Annotated in this window: 11 protein-coding genes and 2 pseudogenes; 2 read left to right on the forward strand and 11 right to left on the reverse strand. The window is 66.0% G+C overall.

Going from position 1 to position 17,808, the window contains the following annotated elements; translation table 11 throughout:
* Positions 1 to 549: 549 nt before the first annotated feature.
* A complete protein-coding gene (locus MBENS4_RS00410; RefSeq protein ID WP_039387995.1) occupies positions 550 to 1,005 on the forward strand; it encodes an META domain-containing protein in 456 nt (151 codons plus the stop codon).
* 180 nt (positions 1,006 to 1,185) lie between these two features.
* Positions 1,186 to 1,938 (forward strand): hypothetical protein, encoded by a 753-nt coding sequence (locus tag MBENS4_RS00415; protein WP_039387997.1) that lies wholly within the window; start codon positions 1,186 to 1,188, stop codon positions 1,936 to 1,938.
* 164 nt (positions 1,939 to 2,102) lie between these two features.
* Here the strand turns inward: MBENS4_RS00415 and cobA are convergent, their stop codons facing one another.
* From cobA to MBENS4_RS00470, 11 genes and pseudogenes are all read right to left on the reverse strand, one after another.
* On the reverse strand, positions 2,103 to 2,900 hold the full coding sequence (gene cobA, locus MBENS4_RS00420) for a uroporphyrinogen-III C-methyltransferase (RefSeq protein ID WP_039387998.1): 798 nt from the start codon (positions 2,898 to 2,900) through the stop codon (positions 2,103 to 2,105).
* Positions 2,897 to 5,484: pseudogene (locus MBENS4_RS00425) on the reverse strand (nitrate reductase). Before MBENS4_RS00425 ends, cobA begins: the two are co-directional and overlap by 4 nt.
* 5 nt (positions 5,485 to 5,489) lie before the next feature.
* Positions 5,490 to 5,855, reverse strand: coding sequence for a nitrite reductase small subunit NirD (nirD, locus tag MBENS4_RS00430; protein ID WP_039388000.1), 366 nt, complete (start codon positions 5,853 to 5,855; stop codon positions 5,490 to 5,492).
* Positions 5,855 to 8,359, reverse strand: coding sequence for a nitrite reductase large subunit NirB (gene nirB, locus MBENS4_RS00435; protein WP_039391463.1), 2,505 nt, complete (start codon positions 8,357 to 8,359; stop codon positions 5,855 to 5,857). The genes nirD and nirB overlap by 1 nt, the downstream gene beginning before the upstream one ends.
* A 256-nt stretch (positions 8,360 to 8,615) precedes the next feature.
* Positions 8,616 to 9,059, reverse strand: a complete 444-nt coding sequence (cynS, locus tag MBENS4_RS00440; RefSeq protein WP_052321905.1) for a cyanase — start codon at positions 9,057 to 9,059, stop codon at positions 8,616 to 8,618.
* Positions 9,056 to 10,849, reverse strand: a complete 1,794-nt coding sequence (locus MBENS4_RS00445; RefSeq protein WP_052321906.1) for a bifunctional protein-serine/threonine kinase/phosphatase — start codon at positions 10,847 to 10,849, stop codon at positions 9,056 to 9,058. Before MBENS4_RS00445 ends, cynS begins: the two co-directional genes overlap by 4 nt.
* A gap of 97 nt (positions 10,850 to 10,946) precedes the next feature.
* On the reverse strand, positions 10,947 to 11,768 hold the full coding sequence (locus tag MBENS4_RS00450; RefSeq protein ID WP_039388003.1) for a formate/nitrite transporter family protein: 822 nt from the start codon (positions 11,766 to 11,768) through the stop codon (positions 10,947 to 10,949).
* A 27-nt stretch (positions 11,769 to 11,795) separates the two neighbouring features.
* Positions 11,796 to 13,037: an alginate export family protein gene (locus tag MBENS4_RS00455; protein ID WP_052321907.1), complete on the reverse strand. Its 1,242-nt coding sequence runs from the start codon at positions 13,035 to 13,037 to the stop codon at positions 11,796 to 11,798.
* A 279-nt stretch (positions 13,038 to 13,316) separates the two neighbouring features.
* Positions 13,317 to 15,011: an ABC transporter ATP-binding protein gene (locus tag MBENS4_RS00460; protein WP_039388004.1), complete on the reverse strand. Its 1,695-nt coding sequence runs from the start codon at positions 15,009 to 15,011 to the stop codon at positions 13,317 to 13,319.
* Positions 15,012 to 15,062: 51 nt separating this feature from the next.
* Positions 15,063 to 16,052, reverse strand: a complete 990-nt coding sequence (locus MBENS4_RS00465; RefSeq protein WP_242404721.1) for an ABC transporter permease — start codon at positions 16,050 to 16,052, stop codon at positions 15,063 to 15,065.
* 101 nt (positions 16,053 to 16,153) lie between these two features.
* A pseudogene (locus MBENS4_RS00470) lies at positions 16,154 to 17,586 on the reverse strand (CmpA/NrtA family ABC transporter substrate-binding protein).
* Positions 17,587 to 17,808: the final 222 nt, after the last annotated feature.

The following is a 17,808-nucleotide window of genomic DNA, read 5'->3' on the forward strand; positions in this document are numbered from 1 at the left end:
CGGGTTACTACGGATAGTAAACCACCGAGTACGCACCAGGAATTGCATGCGAGTGCAACGAGATACTTCGTGAGGTGCAATGACTTCTGGGAACTCCGGTTCCGGTGGTATTCATGAACAGCCCAGCTCGCGGGGCCGTGTCCTGGAACGGATCGAGGATCCCCCTCCCCACAGCTTCGACACCGCGTCCGCTGCGCCGGAGATGCGATGCCCCGCCCTTTTGCCCGCGCTCTTCCCCGGCCCGAAAGCCGGGTGGTTCCGCCCCCGTTTATCCGGCCTAATCCCGATGGGCGCGAGCCAAGGCCATGGGGCATTCTTGGCGCAGGGTCGGAAAGGCTCATCGCCACCGGGTTTCTCCGACCCTATAGTTTGCCCGAGCGCACGCACAGCACCTGCCCCGGGTTCACGCCTTCTTTCAGCCGCCCACCACGGACGGCTCGCCGGACCGCCACCGTCCCTCCCCCCCCCCATGGTGGCGGTCCGGTCCCCTGACCCGGCTTGTCTCTGAACCGCCTTGTTCTCGCCCCACAAACAGGTACCTTCCCCTTCATGACCGCACGCACTTCGATCCGCAGGTCCGCCTGCATCGCCCTTCTGCTCGCCACCACGTCGGCCTGCGCCAGCCTCGATGCGCGCGAGGAACGCCAGAGCGCCCTCATCGGCCCCACCTGGCGACTTGCCGGGATCGTGGAAGGGGACGCGCAAACCACGCTCACCGCGCAGCAATCGCAGGAGCTCACCCTGACCTTCAACGTGAAGGGCGAGGCGCACTTCCGCCTGGCGTGCAACACCGGCAACGCCAGATGGACCGCGCAGTTCATGGAGGGCCGGATCCAGATCACCCCGATCGCCACCACCCGCAAGCTCTGCCCCGATCCCGAGATCGCCAATCGGGTCGGCCGTGAATTGCCCGGAGACCGACGCTACCGCTTCTCGCCCGACGAGAAGACCATGTTCATCCAGTCCGATACCGTCACCTTCCGCTTCGTGGACAGCGCGGCCTGACACCTGCGCCCGGAGGCCCATGGCCTCTTTGCATCGCGCGCGGTTGCACAGCCTCTCGTCAGGCTGCGCGCCTTGGCGTACACTCGAGTGCGCAAGGGCCATCACGAGTCCTGAAAGGAAAGAAGATCGCGTCGGGAGGACGGCAAGAATGCCGCGTCCCGAACCATCGGGAGAGACCGCATGAACATAAGCCCCCAGCAATTCCGGGCCTATGCGGATGGGGAACTGAGCGGCGAGGAAGCGCGCGCGGTCGAAGCGGCCATTGCCGCAGATCCCCACCTTGCCGCCCGGCTCGAAAAGGTGCGCCGCGCGAAGGGCAAGGTGCAGCCCATCCCCCTTTCGACAGCGCGGCGGGCAGGCGAAGAGCAGGCTGCAGCCCGCGCGGGGGCCATTCTCGATTTCAGCGCCGCCAAGGCCCGACGTGAACAGGCAAACGCCACAAGAGAGCCCCGCCGGGCCGGCGTCGCGCCGAGAGGCAAGGTCCCGATTTTCCAGCGCCCCGGCCTCGCACTCGGCCTGTCATTGGCGCTTGTCCTGGGGGTGATGATCGGGAGCAGCCTCGACCTCGCCCGCTTTGCCGACACGTCTGGACAGGACGTTGGCGGACACAATGTGGGCAACCTGCGCGATGCCGGCGACCGGCTGCTTGCAGCAGGCACCCTCGCCACGGCCCTTGAGAGCTATCCGCGCGCCTCCACCCGGGACCAGAAGCCGTTTCACATCCTCGCGACCTACCGGAGCGATGATGGCGCCTACTGCCGCCGCTTTGCAGGCTCAATTGGCGCAGGCCTCGCCTGCCGGGAAGCAGATGGCTGGAGGCTCATCGCCCTCGATGCTGATGGGCGCGCCGACCTGGCACAGCCCGGATTGCACCTCGGCGAGCCGCTTTCGGCAAAGGCCGAAGCTGAGGTTCTTTCAGCAGGCTGGCCCTGAATGCCACATGCTGCATGCCACAAACCCCATCTCATCACGGACGCAGCCGAGATGAAAGCGAGACCGGCTCCGTAAATCGGCAGAAGGAAACCGGCCTCGCCGCTCGTCCACTCCCCAGGACCGAGGTCCTTCGCCGGCTATCCTAGTTTTTTGACATTATAAATCTATTTCAGAACTTTAACGCCATATCTCATGGCCATTTCGCGCTCCGAATCCTGGCTCTGCTCCATCGCCGAACCAATCAGCAGCAGCGCCGGACCATCGCCAAGCGCGGTGCGCGAGGCCAGCGGCAGCAGGTCGAGACGGGTGTGGAAGTGGCGCTCGTCAGGCAGGCTGGCGTTCTCGACCAGAGCGACGGGCGTGTCGGCCGGAAGGCCCGCCGCCATCAGCTGTACCGACAGCGCAGGAGCCGCTGCCTTGCCCATGTAGACCGCCAGCGTTGCCTCGGGATCGGCCAGCCGCGCCCAGTCGAGCTGCAGCTCTTCGCCCGCACGCGCATGAGCGGTCACGAAGGTCAGCTTGCGGGCAAGCCCCCGCAGCGTCAGCGAAGCGCCGATGCCCGCCGCCGCCGCGCTCGCCGCAGTGACGCCCGGACACACCCGCACCGGCACGCCCGCCGCGCGGCACGCGTCCAGTTCCTCTGTCGCGCGCCCGAAGATCGAGGGGTCGCCGCCCTTGAGGCGCACAACGCGTTCGCCCGCGAGCGCCGCTTCGACGATCAGGGCATCGATGCTCTTCTGATCCTTGGAATGACGCCCCGACCGCTTGCCCACGTAGACGAGGCGTGCTTGCCGGCTTGCCAGTTCAAGGATGCCCGGCCCCACCAGCGCATCGTGGAAGATCACGCTCGCGGCTGCGATCAGGCGCTCGGCCTTGCGGGTCAGCAGCTCGGGATCGCCGGGGCCTGCGCCCACGAGCCAGACCGATCCTTCGCAAAAGTCGTCGTAACGGGGGGCAGTCATTCGGCAGGCTCCCTTGGCTGGGTGGCACAGGTTTCAAGAAGGCGCGCAATGGCCGGGCGGCAGGAGCCGCAGTTGGTCCCGGCCTGGGTGCACTGTCCAACAGCTTCGACGCTGTCGGCACCGTCTGCGCAGGCCGCGACGATATCGTTGGCGCCGACGCCATGGCACACGCACACGATCGGCCCTCGATCGGGAAGCGGCGTGCTCGGCCGCCCGGCAAGAAGCTCGCAGGCGCTCGCGCTGCCCTGCCCGAGCTGGCCTGCCACCCAACTGCGCGCGGGCAGCTGCCCCGCACGGGTGAGATAGATCGCCGCGGCCAGCGTGCCGTCCCCGGCGCGCACCGCCACGCGGCGCATGCCTCGGACGATGTCGGCAACCTCGAGCCGCTCGCCTTCGGGCAGCAAGGCGTCGAGCTCGACCGCGCCTTCTCCCGCCAGTTCGTAGAGCCAGCCCTCGGCGATTCGCGCGCGGGTCCAGTAGGCAAGCCCCTGGGGCGCTATGGCATCGCGGCGAACAAGGAACGCCTGCCAGTCGGCCGCAACCGGCTCGAGCGTCGCGGCACTGTTCTTGAAGCCGGGCTGCCCGGATACCGGATCGACCTGAGAGTCCGGCAGGCGGTTGGCCCGCCCCTCTCCGCTCATGGCATCGCTCCAGTGCATCGGTACGCAGATCTCGCCGGGGCGCTGACCATCACGCACATCGACGCGAAAAACCGCGCGCCCCTGCCCGGTCACGACCCGTGCGAGCCCACCAGCGGTCAGGCCATAGCGCGCAGCATCGCGCGGATGCACTTCGAGCAGGGGCTCGGGCCGGTGCTGCGACAGGGTTGGCGAGAGGCCCGTGCGGGTCATGGTGTGCCACTGGTCACGGTAGCGCGCGGTGTTGAGGCGCAGCGGGAACGCCGCATCCTGAACCCGCTCGGGCACCTCGACCCGGACCAGCCGCGCCTTGCCTGTGGGTGTCGGATAGCGCGAGGCCAGAGGCCGCGCACCGCCCCACTGGAAGGGTTCAAGCGCGTCATAGTCGGCGCTGGAGATATCGCCCAGATGCGTGAGATCGAGGCACTTTCCGCGCGCCGCCGCGAGGCCTGTCATCCTTGCGTACTCGCGGAAGACCGAAGCCGCGTCCTTCCAGGCGAACGCCTCCCCCCAGCCCATAGCCGCCGCAACATCGGCGATGATGCGCCAGTCGGCCCGCGCCTCGCCGGGCGCATCGAACAGGCGGCGCTGGCGCGAAATGCAGCGCTCCGAATTGGTCACCGTGCCGTTCTTCTCGCCCCAGGCTTCGGCGGGCAGGAGAATATCGGCATGCCGGGCGGTGTCGGTGTCCGCGATGACATCGGAGACCACCACCGTCGGACAGCGCGCCAGAGCCTCGCGGACGAAGGCGCTGTCGGGCATCGAGACCGCGGGATTGGTCGCCATGACCCACAGGAACTTCACCCGGCCATCGTGCACGGCCCGAAACAGGTCCACCGCCTTGAACCCCGGCCCCGAACACAGGACAGGCGCATTCCAGAAGGTCGCCGCCGCGCGGCGTTCCTCCTCGGAAAAGCCGAGATGGCAGGCCAGCGTGTTGGCAAGGCCGCCCACCTCGCGCCCGCCCATCGCATTGGGCTGGCCCGTGATGCTGAAGGGGCCCGCGCCGATCCAGTTGATACTGCCCATCCAAGGTGCAGGTTGATGATGGCGTTGCCCTTGTCGGTCCCGCAGACCGACTGGTTCGCCCCTTGCGAGAACAGCGTGACCATGCGCGGATGTGCGGCGACGAGCGCGCAAAGCTGGTCGAAAATCTCAGGATCGACACCCGGATCGCAGGCAAGATCGTCCCAGAAATCGGGCGCAACCTCGACATGGGCGGTCATGTAGGCGGCATCGACAAGCCCCTGTGCGTGCATGCGGGCGAGCAGCGCGTTGAATAGCGCGATGTCGCCATCGGGCGCGATTGGCACGTGCAGGTCGGCCTGTTCGGCCGTCTCGGTGCGGCGCGGGTCGATCACCACGATCTTGGTACCCCGGCGCGCGCGGGTCTTTTCGATCCGCTGCCAGACGACCGGGTGGCACCAGGCCGTGTTGGAGCCGACGAGCAGGATCAGATCCGCCGCGTCCAGGTCCTCGTAGGAACAGGGCACGACATCCTCACCGAAGGCGCGGTTGTAGGCTGCCACCGCGCTTGCCATGCACAGGCGCGAATTGGTGTCGATGTTGCCCGAACCGACAAAGCCCTTCATCAGCTTGTTGGCCGCGTAGTAGTCTTCGGTCAAAAGCTGGCCCGAGACATAGAAGGCGACGCTCTCGGGTCCATGTTCGGCAATGCACGCCCGCATGCGCTCGGCAACTTCGGCGCTCGCCCTGTCCCACGACACCCGCTTGCCCGCGATCCGGGGATGGAGGAGCCGCCCCTCCAGTCCGACCGTCTCCCCCAGATGCGTGCCCTTGGAGCACAGCCGCCCGGCGTTGGCCGGGTGCCTAGGATCGCCGGCAACCGACACCTCGCGGCTCGCACCATCTGCGACTTCGGCCGTGATCCCGCAGCCGACGCCGCAATAGGCGCATGTCGTGCGGATCGGGCCCCTGTCGTGCATGTCGCTCAGGCCTCCGCTTCGGCGGTCGCCGCTTCGACGCCCCCGCTCAGAACCGCGGCGCGCAGAAGATAGATGCGTCCGGCATCGACCCGGAGCGGGATCGTGGGCACGCAGCCCTCATCATCGCCCAACGCGCGCCCGTCGCGCAGCGAGATGTTCCAGTTGTGCAAGGGGCAGGTCACCACATCGCCATGGACGATGCCCTGGCTGAGCGGCCCCTTCTTGTGCGGGCAGGCGTTCACAATGGCGAAGAATTCGCCGCGCAACGTATGGAAGATCGCCAGTTCCTGCGCGCCTTCCACCGGAAGCGTGCGCGCGGTGCCCGCCTCGATCTGTCCGACCGGGCCAATATCGAGCCAATCGCCAATCATCATGCCTTCTCCAGCTGAAACGAGGAATCGGAAGGACGCACCGTTGCCAGGTGCTGGTGCAGGTCGGCGCGCTCGCCCGCCGCGCGCTTGGCCCAGGGATCATCCTGCATGAAGGTCTGCGAATGGCGGAAGCGGGCAGCGTAGGCGCGCACCGCCTCGGGTTCGGCAAGAGCCAGCTTGACGTGCTCCAGCCCTACGCGCTCAATCCAGGGCGCGGTGCGTTCGAGGTAGCGCGCCTCCTCGCGGTAGAGCTGGATGAAGGCGGCGCACATCTCCATCGCCTCCTCTTCGGTAGCCACCTTGCACAACAGATCGGTCGCGCGCACCTTGATGCCGCCATTGCCGCCCACGTGCAGTTCGTAGCCACTGTCGACGCAAACCACGCCGAAATCCTTGATGGTCGCCTCCGCACAGTTGCGCGGGCAGCCCGAGACCGCGATCTTGAACTTGTGCGGCATCCAGCTGCCCCAGGTCATGCGCTCGATCTTGACGCCGAGCCCTGTGGAATCCTGCGTCCCGAAGCGGCACCATTCCGAACCGACGCAGGTCTTCACCGTGCGCAGGGACTTGCCATAGGCGTGGCCCGACACCATCCCGGCCGCGTTGAGATCGGCCCAGACCGCGGGCAGGTCCTCCTTCTTGATGCCGAAGATGTCGAGGCGCTGGCCGCCGGTCACCTTGACCATGGGCGCGTCGTACTTCTCCACGACGTCTGCAATCGCACGCAGTTCGCGCGGGTTGGTGAGCCCACCCCACATGCGCGGCACGACCGAATAGGTGCCGTCCTTCTGGATGTTGGCGTGCATGCGCTCGTTGACGAAGCGGCTCTTCTGGTCGTCCTCGTAGACGCCAGGGAGCGCGCAGAGCAGATAGTAATTGAGCGCCGGACGGCACGAGGCGCAGCCATCGGGCGTCGACCAGTGCAGCTCCTGCATGACGTGCGGGATCGAGGTGAGGTTCTTCTCCAGGATCAGCGCGCGCACGTCGTCGTGCGTGAAGCTGGTGCACTTGCACATCGTGGCAGGCCCGGTCTCGACCTCGCCGCCCAGCGTCACGGCCAGCAGGCTCTCGACCAGGTTGGTGCACGAACCGCACGAGGCCGAAGCCTTGCACCCGGACCGGACCGCGTCGAGCGAATGCGCGCCGCCTTCGATGCACGAGACCACCTGGCCCTTGGAAACGCCGTTGCACCCGCAAATCTCGGCATCGTCCGAGAGGGCCGCAACGGCCGCGTTAGGGTCCAGCAGCGCACCTCCGGACGCGAATGCCTGGCCGAAGATCAGGGCCTCGCGGATGTCCGAGACGTCCTCGCCCTTCTTGAGGAGGTCGAAGTACCACGAGCCATCGGCGGTATCGCCGTAGAGCACCGCGCCCACGATCCGGCTGTCCTTGACGATGACGCGCTTATAGATGCCGCGCGCGGCATCGCGCATGACGATGTCCTCGCAGCCCTCCCCGCCCGAGAAGTCTCCGGCCGAGAACAGGTCGATCCCCGAGACCTTGAGCTTGGTCGAGGTGACCGAGCCTTCGTAGCCGGTCGCCCGGTCGGTGACATGGTCGGCCAGCGCGCGGCACATGTCCCACAGCGGCGCGACAAGGCCATAGCACAGGCCCCGGTGCTGGACGCATTCGCCCACCGAGAGGACATTGGGGTCGGAGGTAACCATGTGGTCATCGACAAGGATGCCGCGCTCGACATCGAGGCCTGCCTCCTTGGCAAGCCCCGTCGCGGGCCGGATGCCGACCGCCATGACGACAATGTCGGCGGGGATCTCGGTGCCGTCTTCCAGGCGGACGCCGGCCACGTGCCCGTCCTTGCCGAGGATCTCCTTCGTGTTCGCACCGGTCAGGATGGTCTGGCCACGCTTTTCGAGTTCGCTGCGCAGCAGGAAGCCTGCCGCCTCGTCGAGCTGGCGCTCCATGAGCGTGGGCATGAGGTGGATCACGCTTACCTGCATGCCGCGAAGGCTGAGGCCGTGCGCGGCCTCGAGGCCGAGCAGCCCCCCTCCGATCACGACCGCGCTTCCACCCTTGTCCGCCGCCGCCAGCATCCGGTCGACGTCATCGAGATCGCGGAAGGTCACGACGCCGTCGAGGTCCTTGCCCGGCACCGGAATGATGAACGGGTCCGAACCCGTCGCGATCAGCAGTTTGTCGTAAGGCTCGGTGCGACCCGAAGCGGCGATGACGGTCTGCGTGTCGCGATCAATCCGCTCGACCTTGTCGCCCGACACCAGCGTGATGCCGTTTTCAGCGTACCATTCCGGCGTGTTGATGACGATTTCGTCGAAGGTCTTTTCACCTGCGAGAACCGGCGAGAGCATGATGCGGTTGTAGTTCACGCGCGGTTCGGCGCCGAAGATCGTGATCTCGAAGCGTTCGGGCTCGCGCGCCAGAATCTCCTCCACCGCGCGGCACCCGGCCATGCCGTTGCCGATCACCACGAGCCGTTCGCGCGGCCCTTCGGGAAAGGCGTTCCCCTCGAAGTTCACAGGTGCATTCACGTCGGCGTCTCCGTTCGTGACGCGCACGCAAAAAAACCGCCTCGGACCATGCCCCTTGCAGGGATGGTACGGGCGGCTTCGTTGCCACGCGTTGTCAGAAAGTGCGGCGAGGCGCTTACATCGTCCTTCTGCGGACGGCGCATTCTCGCTGATTTGGTTTTTAACTGATTCGCACAGTTCCCGGCAAGACTGTTTTTGCAGTTGCAGCGAAAAAGGGAAAAGCCGCCTCCTCCCCGAAGGCGACTTTTCCAAGCATTTACCAGCTCTTATAGGGCAGGAACTTGCCACTCATGACAACCTCTACCCGGTCGCCTTTTTCGTGTGCGACGCGGTTTATCTGCATGTCGAAGTCGATCGCGCTCATGATCCCGTCGCCAAACTTCTCCTGGACCAGTTCCTTGAACGCCTCCCCGAACACGCCGGTGATCTCGTACCAGCGGTAGATGCACGGATCGGTCGGAACGGTCTGGGCAAAGGTCTTGGTCGGGTACTCACTCAGCACCACGGCGGCCTCCGCCGGCAGGCCGAGGAAGTCCACCAGCTTGCCCGCCGCGTCGGGCAAAAGGCTGTTCATACCCAGGCACGCCGAGGTCACGAAGACCTCGCTGAGGCCGATCTCTTCGGCAATCCCGGCCCAGCCGATCCCTTTCTCACGCTTGGCGCTGCGGATCATGGTGGTGACATCGGACTTGGTCATCATCGGTCGCTCTCCTTTACGTCTCGGGATGAAATGGGGGCAGGACGCCCGGCACTCTGCCCTCCGAGCAGCAGCGAGGCGGCCAGCGCCAGCGCGAGAAGCGCGCTGATTGCCTGCCACACCCGCTCGGGACGGCGCGCCAGCAGCGGCCGTGCCGCAACCGGACGCAGCGCCGCGTTCGGGCGGGAAAGATCGTAGGTAAACTCCGATAGTTCGGCGTACCGCTGCGCCGGATCAAGGGCGAGCGCGCAGGCCAGCGCCGCGTCCATCCAGTCGGGCACCTCGGGGTTGATCTCGCTGGCGGGAACATACCTCAGCTTGCGCTGCGCGGCCCGGGTCTGCGCTGCGCTGAGGCGCGGGCCATAGGGCAGGCTCCGGGTGAGCAGGAAATAGGCGAGCGCGCCCAGCGACCACAGATCGCTGGCGCGCGTGGGCGCATGACCCAGCCAGATCTCGGGCGCGGTGAACTGCATTGTCCCCGCGTAGAGCGCCTCGCCCGCGCGCGGGGAAAGTTCCTCGAGCCCGGCGACAAGCGCGGAGCCGAAGTCGACAATCCGCGCCGTGCCATCGGCATCGACGATCACGTTGGCGGGCCGCAGGTCACCATGCAGGATCTCACGGCGATGGAGCGCCAGGAGCCCGCGCGCCACCTGCTTGACGAGGCTGCGCACGGCCGCAAGGTCGGTCGCAATCTGCGCGTGGGCCCACTCTTCCAGTGTCTGGCCGGGCAGATATTCGAACAGGACATAGGCGTGACGCCGTTCGCGGCGCGGCGGCGGAGCGGAGAGCAGGTGGCTGTTTGTCACGCGCCGCGCGACCCACTCCTCCAGCATCAGGCGCTGAAGTTCCTGCGCATCGCCCGCCTGCTCGGTCGCCGGGGCCTTGAGGACGAGGCGGCGCCCGCTCGCCTCCTCCCGCACCAGGTAGACATGGCTGCGGTGCCCGGCGTGGAGCGTACGCAGCACCGTCAGCCCTTCAAAGCTCTGCCCGGCCATGAGCGGCGGGGCGGGGGGCAAATCGCGCCCGTCCCCGATCACATCGGCGAGGTCACCGTCGGGCAGAGCTTCCACGCGCAGGACCTGCGCGGTGAGGTTGTCCCCGCTCCCTGCCGCGCGGGCGGCATCCACGAGCGCTTCGGCGGCGCGCTGGGGATCGGGCTCGGCAAGTGCCGCCTGCATATCCGCATCGCCAAGATGCTCATGCACGCCGTCACTCGTCAGGACAAAGACATCGCCCGCAGCAATAGTGGTTTGCACGTGATCCACCTCGACCCGGCGATCGATGCCGAGCGCGCGGGCAAGGAGGCTCTCGCCCCCACCCAGGTCCACCCGGTGCGGCTGCGTCAGGATCCGGCAGCTCCCGTCCGAGAGATGCGCAACACGGCCATCGCCCACGTGGAAGACATAGGCCGACCGGCCTTTGAGAATGAGCGCGCTGAAGGTCGTGACGAGGCCGCGTTCACGCGCGCTGTCGTCCAGCGCCGGGCCCTGCCCGCCGGTGTTGCGGGCAAAGAGCCAGGAATTGATCGCGGCGATGACCCTCTCGGCGCTTGTCGGCACCGACCAGGCTTCGGGCGTCGCCATGTAGTCGGTCAGGAAGGAGGAGACCGCAAGCTCGGCCGCCTCGCGCCCTTGCGCGCTGGTGCTGATGCCATCGGCAAGCGCCAGCGCGATGCCCTTGATGGCAAGGCTCGCCCCGTCCTCGGGCACGAAGGCATCGCCGAAATCCTGGTTGGCCTCCTTGGCTCCGGCATCGGAGCAATAGCCAAGGCGCACCGCAAGCCGCGATCCCATGCCGCTCCCTTTCGCAGATGACGCAGATGGCAAGGAAGGGGCAGAAGTGGTGGCATGCCAGCACCCACTCCCACCCCTTCGCACTGCCAGGGGACGCTCAGGCAGCGATCTTGACGACCCGCGAAGGCGCGGTCTTGCGGTGCGTGCTGAAGAGCATGAGGCCGGTGAAAGTCAGACCGCCTACGACATTGCCCAGCACGACCGGGATCTCGTTCCACACCAGGTAGTCGGCGATGGTGAAGTTGCCGCCCAGCATCAGGCCGGTGGGGAACAGGAACATGTTCACGATCGAATGCTCGAAGACCATGTAGAAGAAGAGCATGATCGGCATCCACATGGCGATGACCTTGCCCGAGACGGTGGTCGAGATCTGCGCGCCGACGACGCCGGTCGAAACCATCCAGTTGCACATGACCGCGCGCACGAAGATGGTGAGCCAACCCGCCGCGCCATAGGCCGCGTAGCCGACGGTGCGGTTCTCACCGATGACGGCCATCTTGGCGCCCACTTCGGCCGGTTCGGTCGAGAAGCCGTAGGTCCAGTAGATCGCCATCAGGACTGCGGTGGTGAGCGCGCCTGCAAAGTTGCCGGTGAAGACCAGCCCCCAGTTGCGCGCAACCCCGCCCCAGGTGCAGCCTGGGCGCTTGTCCCAGACCGCCATCGGACACAGCACGAAGACCCCGGTCAGGAGATCGTAGCCAAGCAGATAGAGCATGCAGAAGCCGACCGGGAACAGCACCGCGCCCGCCAGGGGCTGGCCGGTCTGGACGTTGATGGTGACCGCAAAGGCCGCCGCGAGCGCCAGGATGGCACCCGCCATGTAGGCGCGGACCAGCGTGTCCTTGGTCGACATCATGATCTTGGATTCGCCCGCATCGATGAGCTTGGTGACGAATTCGGTTGGTGCAAGATAGGCCATCGGTAGCTACTCCCTTTCCCCGCGTGATCAGAACGAAAAGCCGAACTGGACCCAGAACTTCTCGGTGTCGGTGCCGAAGCTGTCGGCCGTGTAGTTGGCGTACTTGAAGAGGACCGCGTAGTTCGCGACCTTGAAGCCCAGGTTCGCGTCCCACTCGTGCCCGTAGTCGATGCCGCCCACGTCGCTGTCGAACTGGTGGTAGACGACCATACCCTTCAGCCCCTTGAGCGGCCCCACATCGCCAAAGCCCTTGGAGACGGTGCCGTAATAGTCGCGAAGGCCCGCAGCCGGGGTCGTCAGAAAGAGGTCGGCCCAGCCGTTGAAGGCGTGCGCGGTCGCCATCGGCGTCTGGAAGGCGGCCACGCCATCATCGCTCCCCAGTTCCTCGTAGCCCCCCTTGAGCCCGAAGCCGGCCACCGAGATGCCCAGTTCGGCATCGTAGTAATCCGCCGCGTAGTTGATGGGATTGGCGCCGTAGTCGCTCTGCCGCGCGTAGCGCAGCTTGACGTCGATCTTCGCCGTGCCGCCGAGCGGGATCGCGCCTGCGGCCATGGCGCCATAGGTCTGGCTCGACATGGTGAGACGCTCGTCATAGTCGAGCAGGTAGGCAAAACCCTTCACCGTCACGCCCTTCACCTTCACGCCGCCGTCCAGCAGCACGAAATCGCCGTCCCAGTACTTGTTCGGGCTGTCGGCGCCGAAGATCGAACGCTGCGAAAGCGAATAGGTGGCATCCAGGACGACGGGCCCCAATGTCCCTTGTGCGCGCACCGCATCGAAGGTCTGTTCGTTCTGGCGCCAGCCGACATTGCCGACAAAGCGCGCATCGTCGTGAATGATGCGCTGGCGGCCCACGGTGATCGAGCCGATCTTGCCCGAATAGCCCACCTGCAGCCGGTTCACTTCCACGTTCTCGGGATCGGCCACGACCGAGTACGGCTCGGCGCCCAGGTACCCGTTGTTGCCGGGAATCGTGTCGTTGTAGTCGTCGATAATAGCGAGCGTGCTCTCGGCCTCGGCCAGCGCCGAGAAGCCGTGGGCCTTGACCTCGACGCCGCCGCGAAGGCGCAGCGTCAGGGCATCGGCATCGAGGCCGAGCTGGTCCTGGTCGACATGTTCGTAGCGCAGCATGCCATCGATGATCGGATCGATGGTCACCCCGTCCGCCACCGCGACGGGGTCGCCCGCCTTGGCAAGGGCCGGAGCCGACAGCGCGAGCGCGGCGGTGCCGGCGGCGAGCCTGACAATAGTGGAATACGCGGTCTTCATCGTCGTGTACCTCCGATGGCGCCCCCACCCCCACGCGGGCACGCCGTTTGCTTCCAGAAACTGGATCGAAGGCAGACCTCTTTGTCCGCCGCACCAGGCCGGGCGTTCTTTGCGCCTTCACAGCCTGTTTCCTGCGCTTCGGATGGCAGGCGCCTTTGCCTGCTCCCCGCCCCTCATGAGCGCGCGCCGGGCCCTGCTCCTACTGGGCAGGACTTCAACTTCGTCCGAACATTCCCCCGGACGCAGGGTTTGCAGAGCCGCGCGGTGCGGCCCGTTTGGTCAGGCCGCCTTGGAGGCCGGACCGTGATCGTATTCGGCCAGGAAGTGCAGAACTTCCTGCCGGTACTGATAGAACTTCGGGTCCTCGAGCAGCGCCTTGCGGTCGCGCGGGCGCGGCAGGTCGACCTTCAGGACCTTGCCAATGGTCGCGCGCGGGCCATTGGTCATCATCACCACGCGGTCGGCGAGGAGGATCGCCTCATCGACATCGTGGGTCACCATGATCGCGGTCACCTTGGTGCGGTTCCAGGTTTCGACCAGTACGTCCTGCAGGTCCCAGCGGGTGAGGCTGTCGAGCATGCCGAAAGGTTCATCGAGCAGCAGCAGGCGCGGCGAGAGCGCGAAGGCGCGCGCGATGCCCACGCGCTGGCGCATTCCGTTCGACATTTCCGCGGCCATCTTGTCCATGGCATCGCCCAACCCCACCCGTTCGAGGTAGTAGTCGACGATGTCCGCCCGCTCGGCCTTGCTGGCGTGCGGATAGACCCGTTCCACGCCCAGCGACACGTTCTGGCGCGCGGTCAGCCAGGGCATCAGACTCGGCGCCTGAAAGACCACTGCCTTGTCCGGTCCTGCCCCCGAAATCTCGCGGTTGTCGAGGACAATGCCGCCACTGCTGATCGCGTTGAGCCCCGCCGCCATGGTCAGCACGGTTGACTTGCCGCAGCCCGAGTGGCCAATGAGCGAGACGAATTCGCCCTTCTCCATCAGAAGGTTGAAGTCTTCGACCACGGTCAGCGGCCCCTTGGGCGTGGGGTAGACCTTGTTCAGCTTGAAGAATTCCAGATAGCGCTGCTCGACCGCCGACTGCCCCGCCTCGACATAGGCCTTGGGCAGTTGCGGCTCGCTCTTCACGAAAAGGTCGAGCGGAGTCACCTCGGGCAGCGCAACGCTGGCCTCGCCCACGCTCGATCCCGCTTCGTTGAGATGGCCCAGATACCCCACGATCTCGCGCCGCAGCGACTGGAAATGGACATCGTCGTTCACCGCCTCGCGCTCGCGCGGGCGAGGCACGTCGACGGTGAAGATCCTGCCGATATGGGCCGCGGGTGCAGGCGTCAGCACCGCTACCCGGTCGGCCAGCAGGAGCGCCTCGTCCACATCGTTGGTGACAAGGATGATGGTGCGCTTCTCTTCCTTGCGGATGCGCTCGATCTCGTCCTGCAGCTTGGCGCGGGTCAGCGCGTCGAGCGCGGAGAGCGGCTCGTCCAGAAGCAGGATCTCGGGCTCCATCGCCAGAGCCCGGGCCACCGACACGCGCTGGCGCATCCCGCCCGAAAGCTGGCCGGGCTTGCGGTCCATCGCGTGGCCCAGCCCGACGAGTTCGACCTTCTGGCGCACCAGCGCGGCGCGTTCGGCGCGCGAGCGATCCTTGTGCACCGCATCAACCGCCAGCGCGACGTTCTTCTCCACCGTCAACCAGGGGAAGAGCGAGTAGGACTGGAACACCAGCCCCCGGTCCTTGCCCGGTCCGTCCACCGGGCGACCGTGCAGGAGGATCTGCCCGGCATCGGGCTCGACCAGCCCGGCGATGGTGGAGATCAGCGTGGTCTTACCCGCCCCCGAAAAGCCCAGGATGGCAATGAATTCGCCTTCCTCGACATCGAGGTCAATGCCGTCGAGCACCCGCGTCACGTCGCCGGTCTGGCCGGTGTAGGCCTTGGTCACACCCTGGAGCGAGAGGATCGTACCCATGTCTTTGGTCCCTTACGGTAAGTGCAGGAAGTGTGGTGCGAAGGGCCGAGATCAGACCGCGTGGTTGCGGCTGACGAGGTTCTGCAGGGTCATCATCAGGCGGTCGAGCAGGAAGCCGATGAGGCCGATGACGATCACCGCGAACATGATGCGAGCGAGCGACTGGCTGGACCCGTTCTGGAATTCGTCCCAGACGAACTTGCCCAGCCCCGGGTTCTGCGCGAGCATTTCCGCCGCGATCAGCACCATCCAGCCCACACCCAGCGAAAGGCGCATGCCGGTGAAGATATAGGGCAGCGAGGACGGCAGGACGAGCTTGGTCAGCTTCTGGAAGGTGCCGAGCTTGAGCACACGGCCGACGTTCAGAAGATCCTTGTCGATGGACGCGGTGCCGACGGCCGTGTTGATGAGCGTGGGCCACAGCGAGCACAGCGTCACCACCACCGCCGAGATCACGAAGCTCTTGGCCAGCATCGGGTCCGCGCTCGTGACCGTCGCCGAGACGACCATCGTCACGATGGGCAGCCAGGCGAGCGGGCTGACCGGCTTCATGATCTGGATGAGCGGGTTGATCGCAGCGTTGAAGAGCGGTGAAAGACCCGCCGCAAGGCCGATCGGCACGGCCACGACCGTTGCGAGAATGAAGCCAAGCGCCACCGTCTCCAGCGAGGTCACGACCTGGTCGAGAAAGGTCGGCGGCCCGGCGTAGTCAAAGGCCATGGCCTGCGTGCCCGCCGCAATGCGCGCATCCTGGGCCGCATAGAACTCGGCCGCCGCCTCGTTCGAGGCCTGCCACTCCCCGTAGAGCGCCGCGCCCTGCTCGGCGACTTCCAGCGGGCCCGGCAGCGCGCCGAGCGAGGTATCCACCATCGGCGCCAGCGCGGCCCAAAGCCCCAGGAAGGCAAGGATGCCAATGACCGGTGCCAGCATCACCTTGGTGTTCTTGGCGAAGAAGGCCTGGACCTTGCCGGGCTGCGCTGCGATCGGCTCGGGCTCCGCGGAAGGCGCGGTTTCGGCCGGGATGGACGGTTGCGTGGCCATGAAAGCCTCCTTGCTCATATTATCGGCGCTCGCCTCCGGGAGAGGCGCACGTGGTGCATAGACTGTTGCCATCGTTCTTCTCCTGGAGGCAGCGCTGTCGATCAGCTTCCGGTCACGCCCGAAGCGGACACCTTCTGGCCCTTCTTGAGGCCGATCTTGAACTTGGCGAGGTAGGCGTTGGGCTGCTTGCCATCGTAGGTGATACCATCGATGAAGCCGTCCTGCTCACCCCGGAACCCATCCGTTTCGGGCACATCGTCGGCGGCAATCGCGCCCTTCTCGACGAGCTGGTTGGCCGCGGCGAGATAGAGGTCGGGGCGATAGACCGCCTTGGCCTGGTCGAAATACCACTGGTCGTCGTGGTCGGCGGGAATTTGCCCCCAGCGGCGCATCTGGGTCAGGTACCAGATCGCGTCCGAGTAATAGGGATAGCCCGCGTAGTTATCGAAGAAGATGTTGAAGCCGGGCGCGTCACGCGTGTCGTCCGCTTCATAGGTGAACTTGCCGGTCATCGAAGCTGCAATCACCGCCTCGTCGGCGCCCACGTAGTTGGGCTGCGAAAGGATCTTCACCGCCTCCTTGCGGTTTGCGCCGCCATCGGCGTCGAGCCAGGCTTGCGCGCGGATGATCGCGCGCAGCATGGCCGCCGTCGTGCCCGGGTACTTCTCCGCGAAGTCCTTGCGGATCGAGAAGACCTTTTCCGGGTTGTTGTGCCAGATCTGGTCGTCGGTCACGATGGGCACGCCGATCTTCTTCTGCACCGCAGCCTGGTTCCAGGGTTCGCCCACGCAGTAGCCCTCGATGGTGCCGGCCTCGAGCGTTGCGGGCATCTGGGGGGGCGGCGTCACCGAAAGCTGGACATCAGCCGAGGTCGTCCCCTTGATGTCGCCCGGCGTGTAGAAGCCGGGGTTGAGACCACCGGCCGCAAGCCAGTAACGCAGCTCGTAGTTGTGGGTCGAGACCGGGAAGACCATGCCCATGTTGAAGGGCTTGCCCTGCTGCTTGAAGCTGGTGACGACGGGCTTCAGAACCGAGGCCGAGATCGGGTGGACAGGCTTGCCGTCGGCGCTGCGCTGCAGATCGCCCTTCACCATGTCCCAGACCTTGTTCGAGACGGTGATCGCGTTGCCGTTGAGATCCAGGCTGAGCGGCGCAATCAGGTCGGCCTTGGTGCCGTAACCAATGGTCGCGGCGAGCGGCTGCCCGGCGAGCATATGCGCCCCGTCCAGCTGGCCGCCGATCACCCGTCGAGCAGGACCTTCCAGTTGGCCTGCGGCTCCAGCGTGACGTTGAGCCCTTCCTCGGCGAAGAAGCCCTTTTCCTTGGCGATCGCGAGCGGTGCCATGTCGGTGAGCTTGATGAAGCCGAGCTTGAGCACGGGCTTTTCCACCGCGCCGCCCGCCGATGCGGCCGTGACACCCGGCTGCGCGCCCGTCTCGTCCTTGCTGCCGCCGCATCCGGCCAGGGCCACGCTGGCGAGAAGTGCTCCAACCACCATGCGGCGCGAAAAACCGGACTGCCCAAACTTCGTCATCGAACCAACCCCCAATTCCAAAACCCAAACGCAAAAAACCGCCACGACGAAAGTCCCATGAGGACCACGACGAGGCGGCTACGGTGCCACGAATTTAAGAAAGTTCAGACCAGCTATACTAAGCACCCATCCTTGGGAGCCCACCGGACTGTTCGCTTAATTTAGTAAGCGATTCGCACGGCAAGCGGCAAGCTCTTTTTGCACTGCACATCAAAATTGACT

Source organism: Novosphingobium sp. MBES04, assembly GCF_000813185.1.
In the GTDB taxonomy this organism is placed as follows: domain Bacteria; phylum Pseudomonadota; class Alphaproteobacteria; order Sphingomonadales; family Sphingomonadaceae; genus Novosphingobium; species Novosphingobium decolorationis.

Coding starts and splice junctions, on each gene's coding strand:
- nirD (WP_039388000.1), bottom strand. CDS start 5,855: ATGATTGGCGATTGGCTCGATATTGGCCCGGTCGGACAGATCGAGGCG.
- cynS (WP_052321905.1), bottom strand. CDS start 9,059: ATGATGACCAAGTCCGATGTCACCACCATGATCCGCAGCGCCAAGCGT.
- MBENS4_RS00455 (WP_052321907.1), bottom strand. CDS start 13,037: ATGAAGACCGCGTATTCCACTATTGTCAGGCTCGCCGCCGGCACCGCC.
- MBENS4_RS00410 (WP_039387995.1), top strand. CDS start 550: ATGACCGCACGCACTTCGATCCGCAGGTCCGCCTGCATCGCCCTTCTG.
- cobA (WP_039387998.1), bottom strand. CDS start 2,900: ATGACTGCCCCCCGTTACGACGACTTTTGCGAAGGATCGGTCTGGCTC.
- MBENS4_RS00450 (WP_039388003.1), bottom strand. CDS start 11,768: ATGGCCTATCTTGCACCAACCGAATTCGTCACCAAGCTCATCGATGCG.
- MBENS4_RS00415 (WP_039387997.1), top strand. CDS start 1,186: ATGAACATAAGCCCCCAGCAATTCCGGGCCTATGCGGATGGGGAACTG.
- MBENS4_RS00465 (WP_242404721.1), bottom strand. CDS start 16,052: ATGGCCACGCAACCGTCCATCCCGGCCGAAACCGCGCCTTCCGCGGAG.
- MBENS4_RS00445 (WP_052321906.1), bottom strand. CDS start 10,849: ATGGGATCGCGGCTTGCGGTGCGCCTTGGCTATTGCTCCGATGCCGGA.
- MBENS4_RS00460 (WP_039388004.1), bottom strand. CDS start 15,011: ATGGGTACGATCCTCTCGCTCCAGGGTGTGACCAAGGCCTACACCGGC.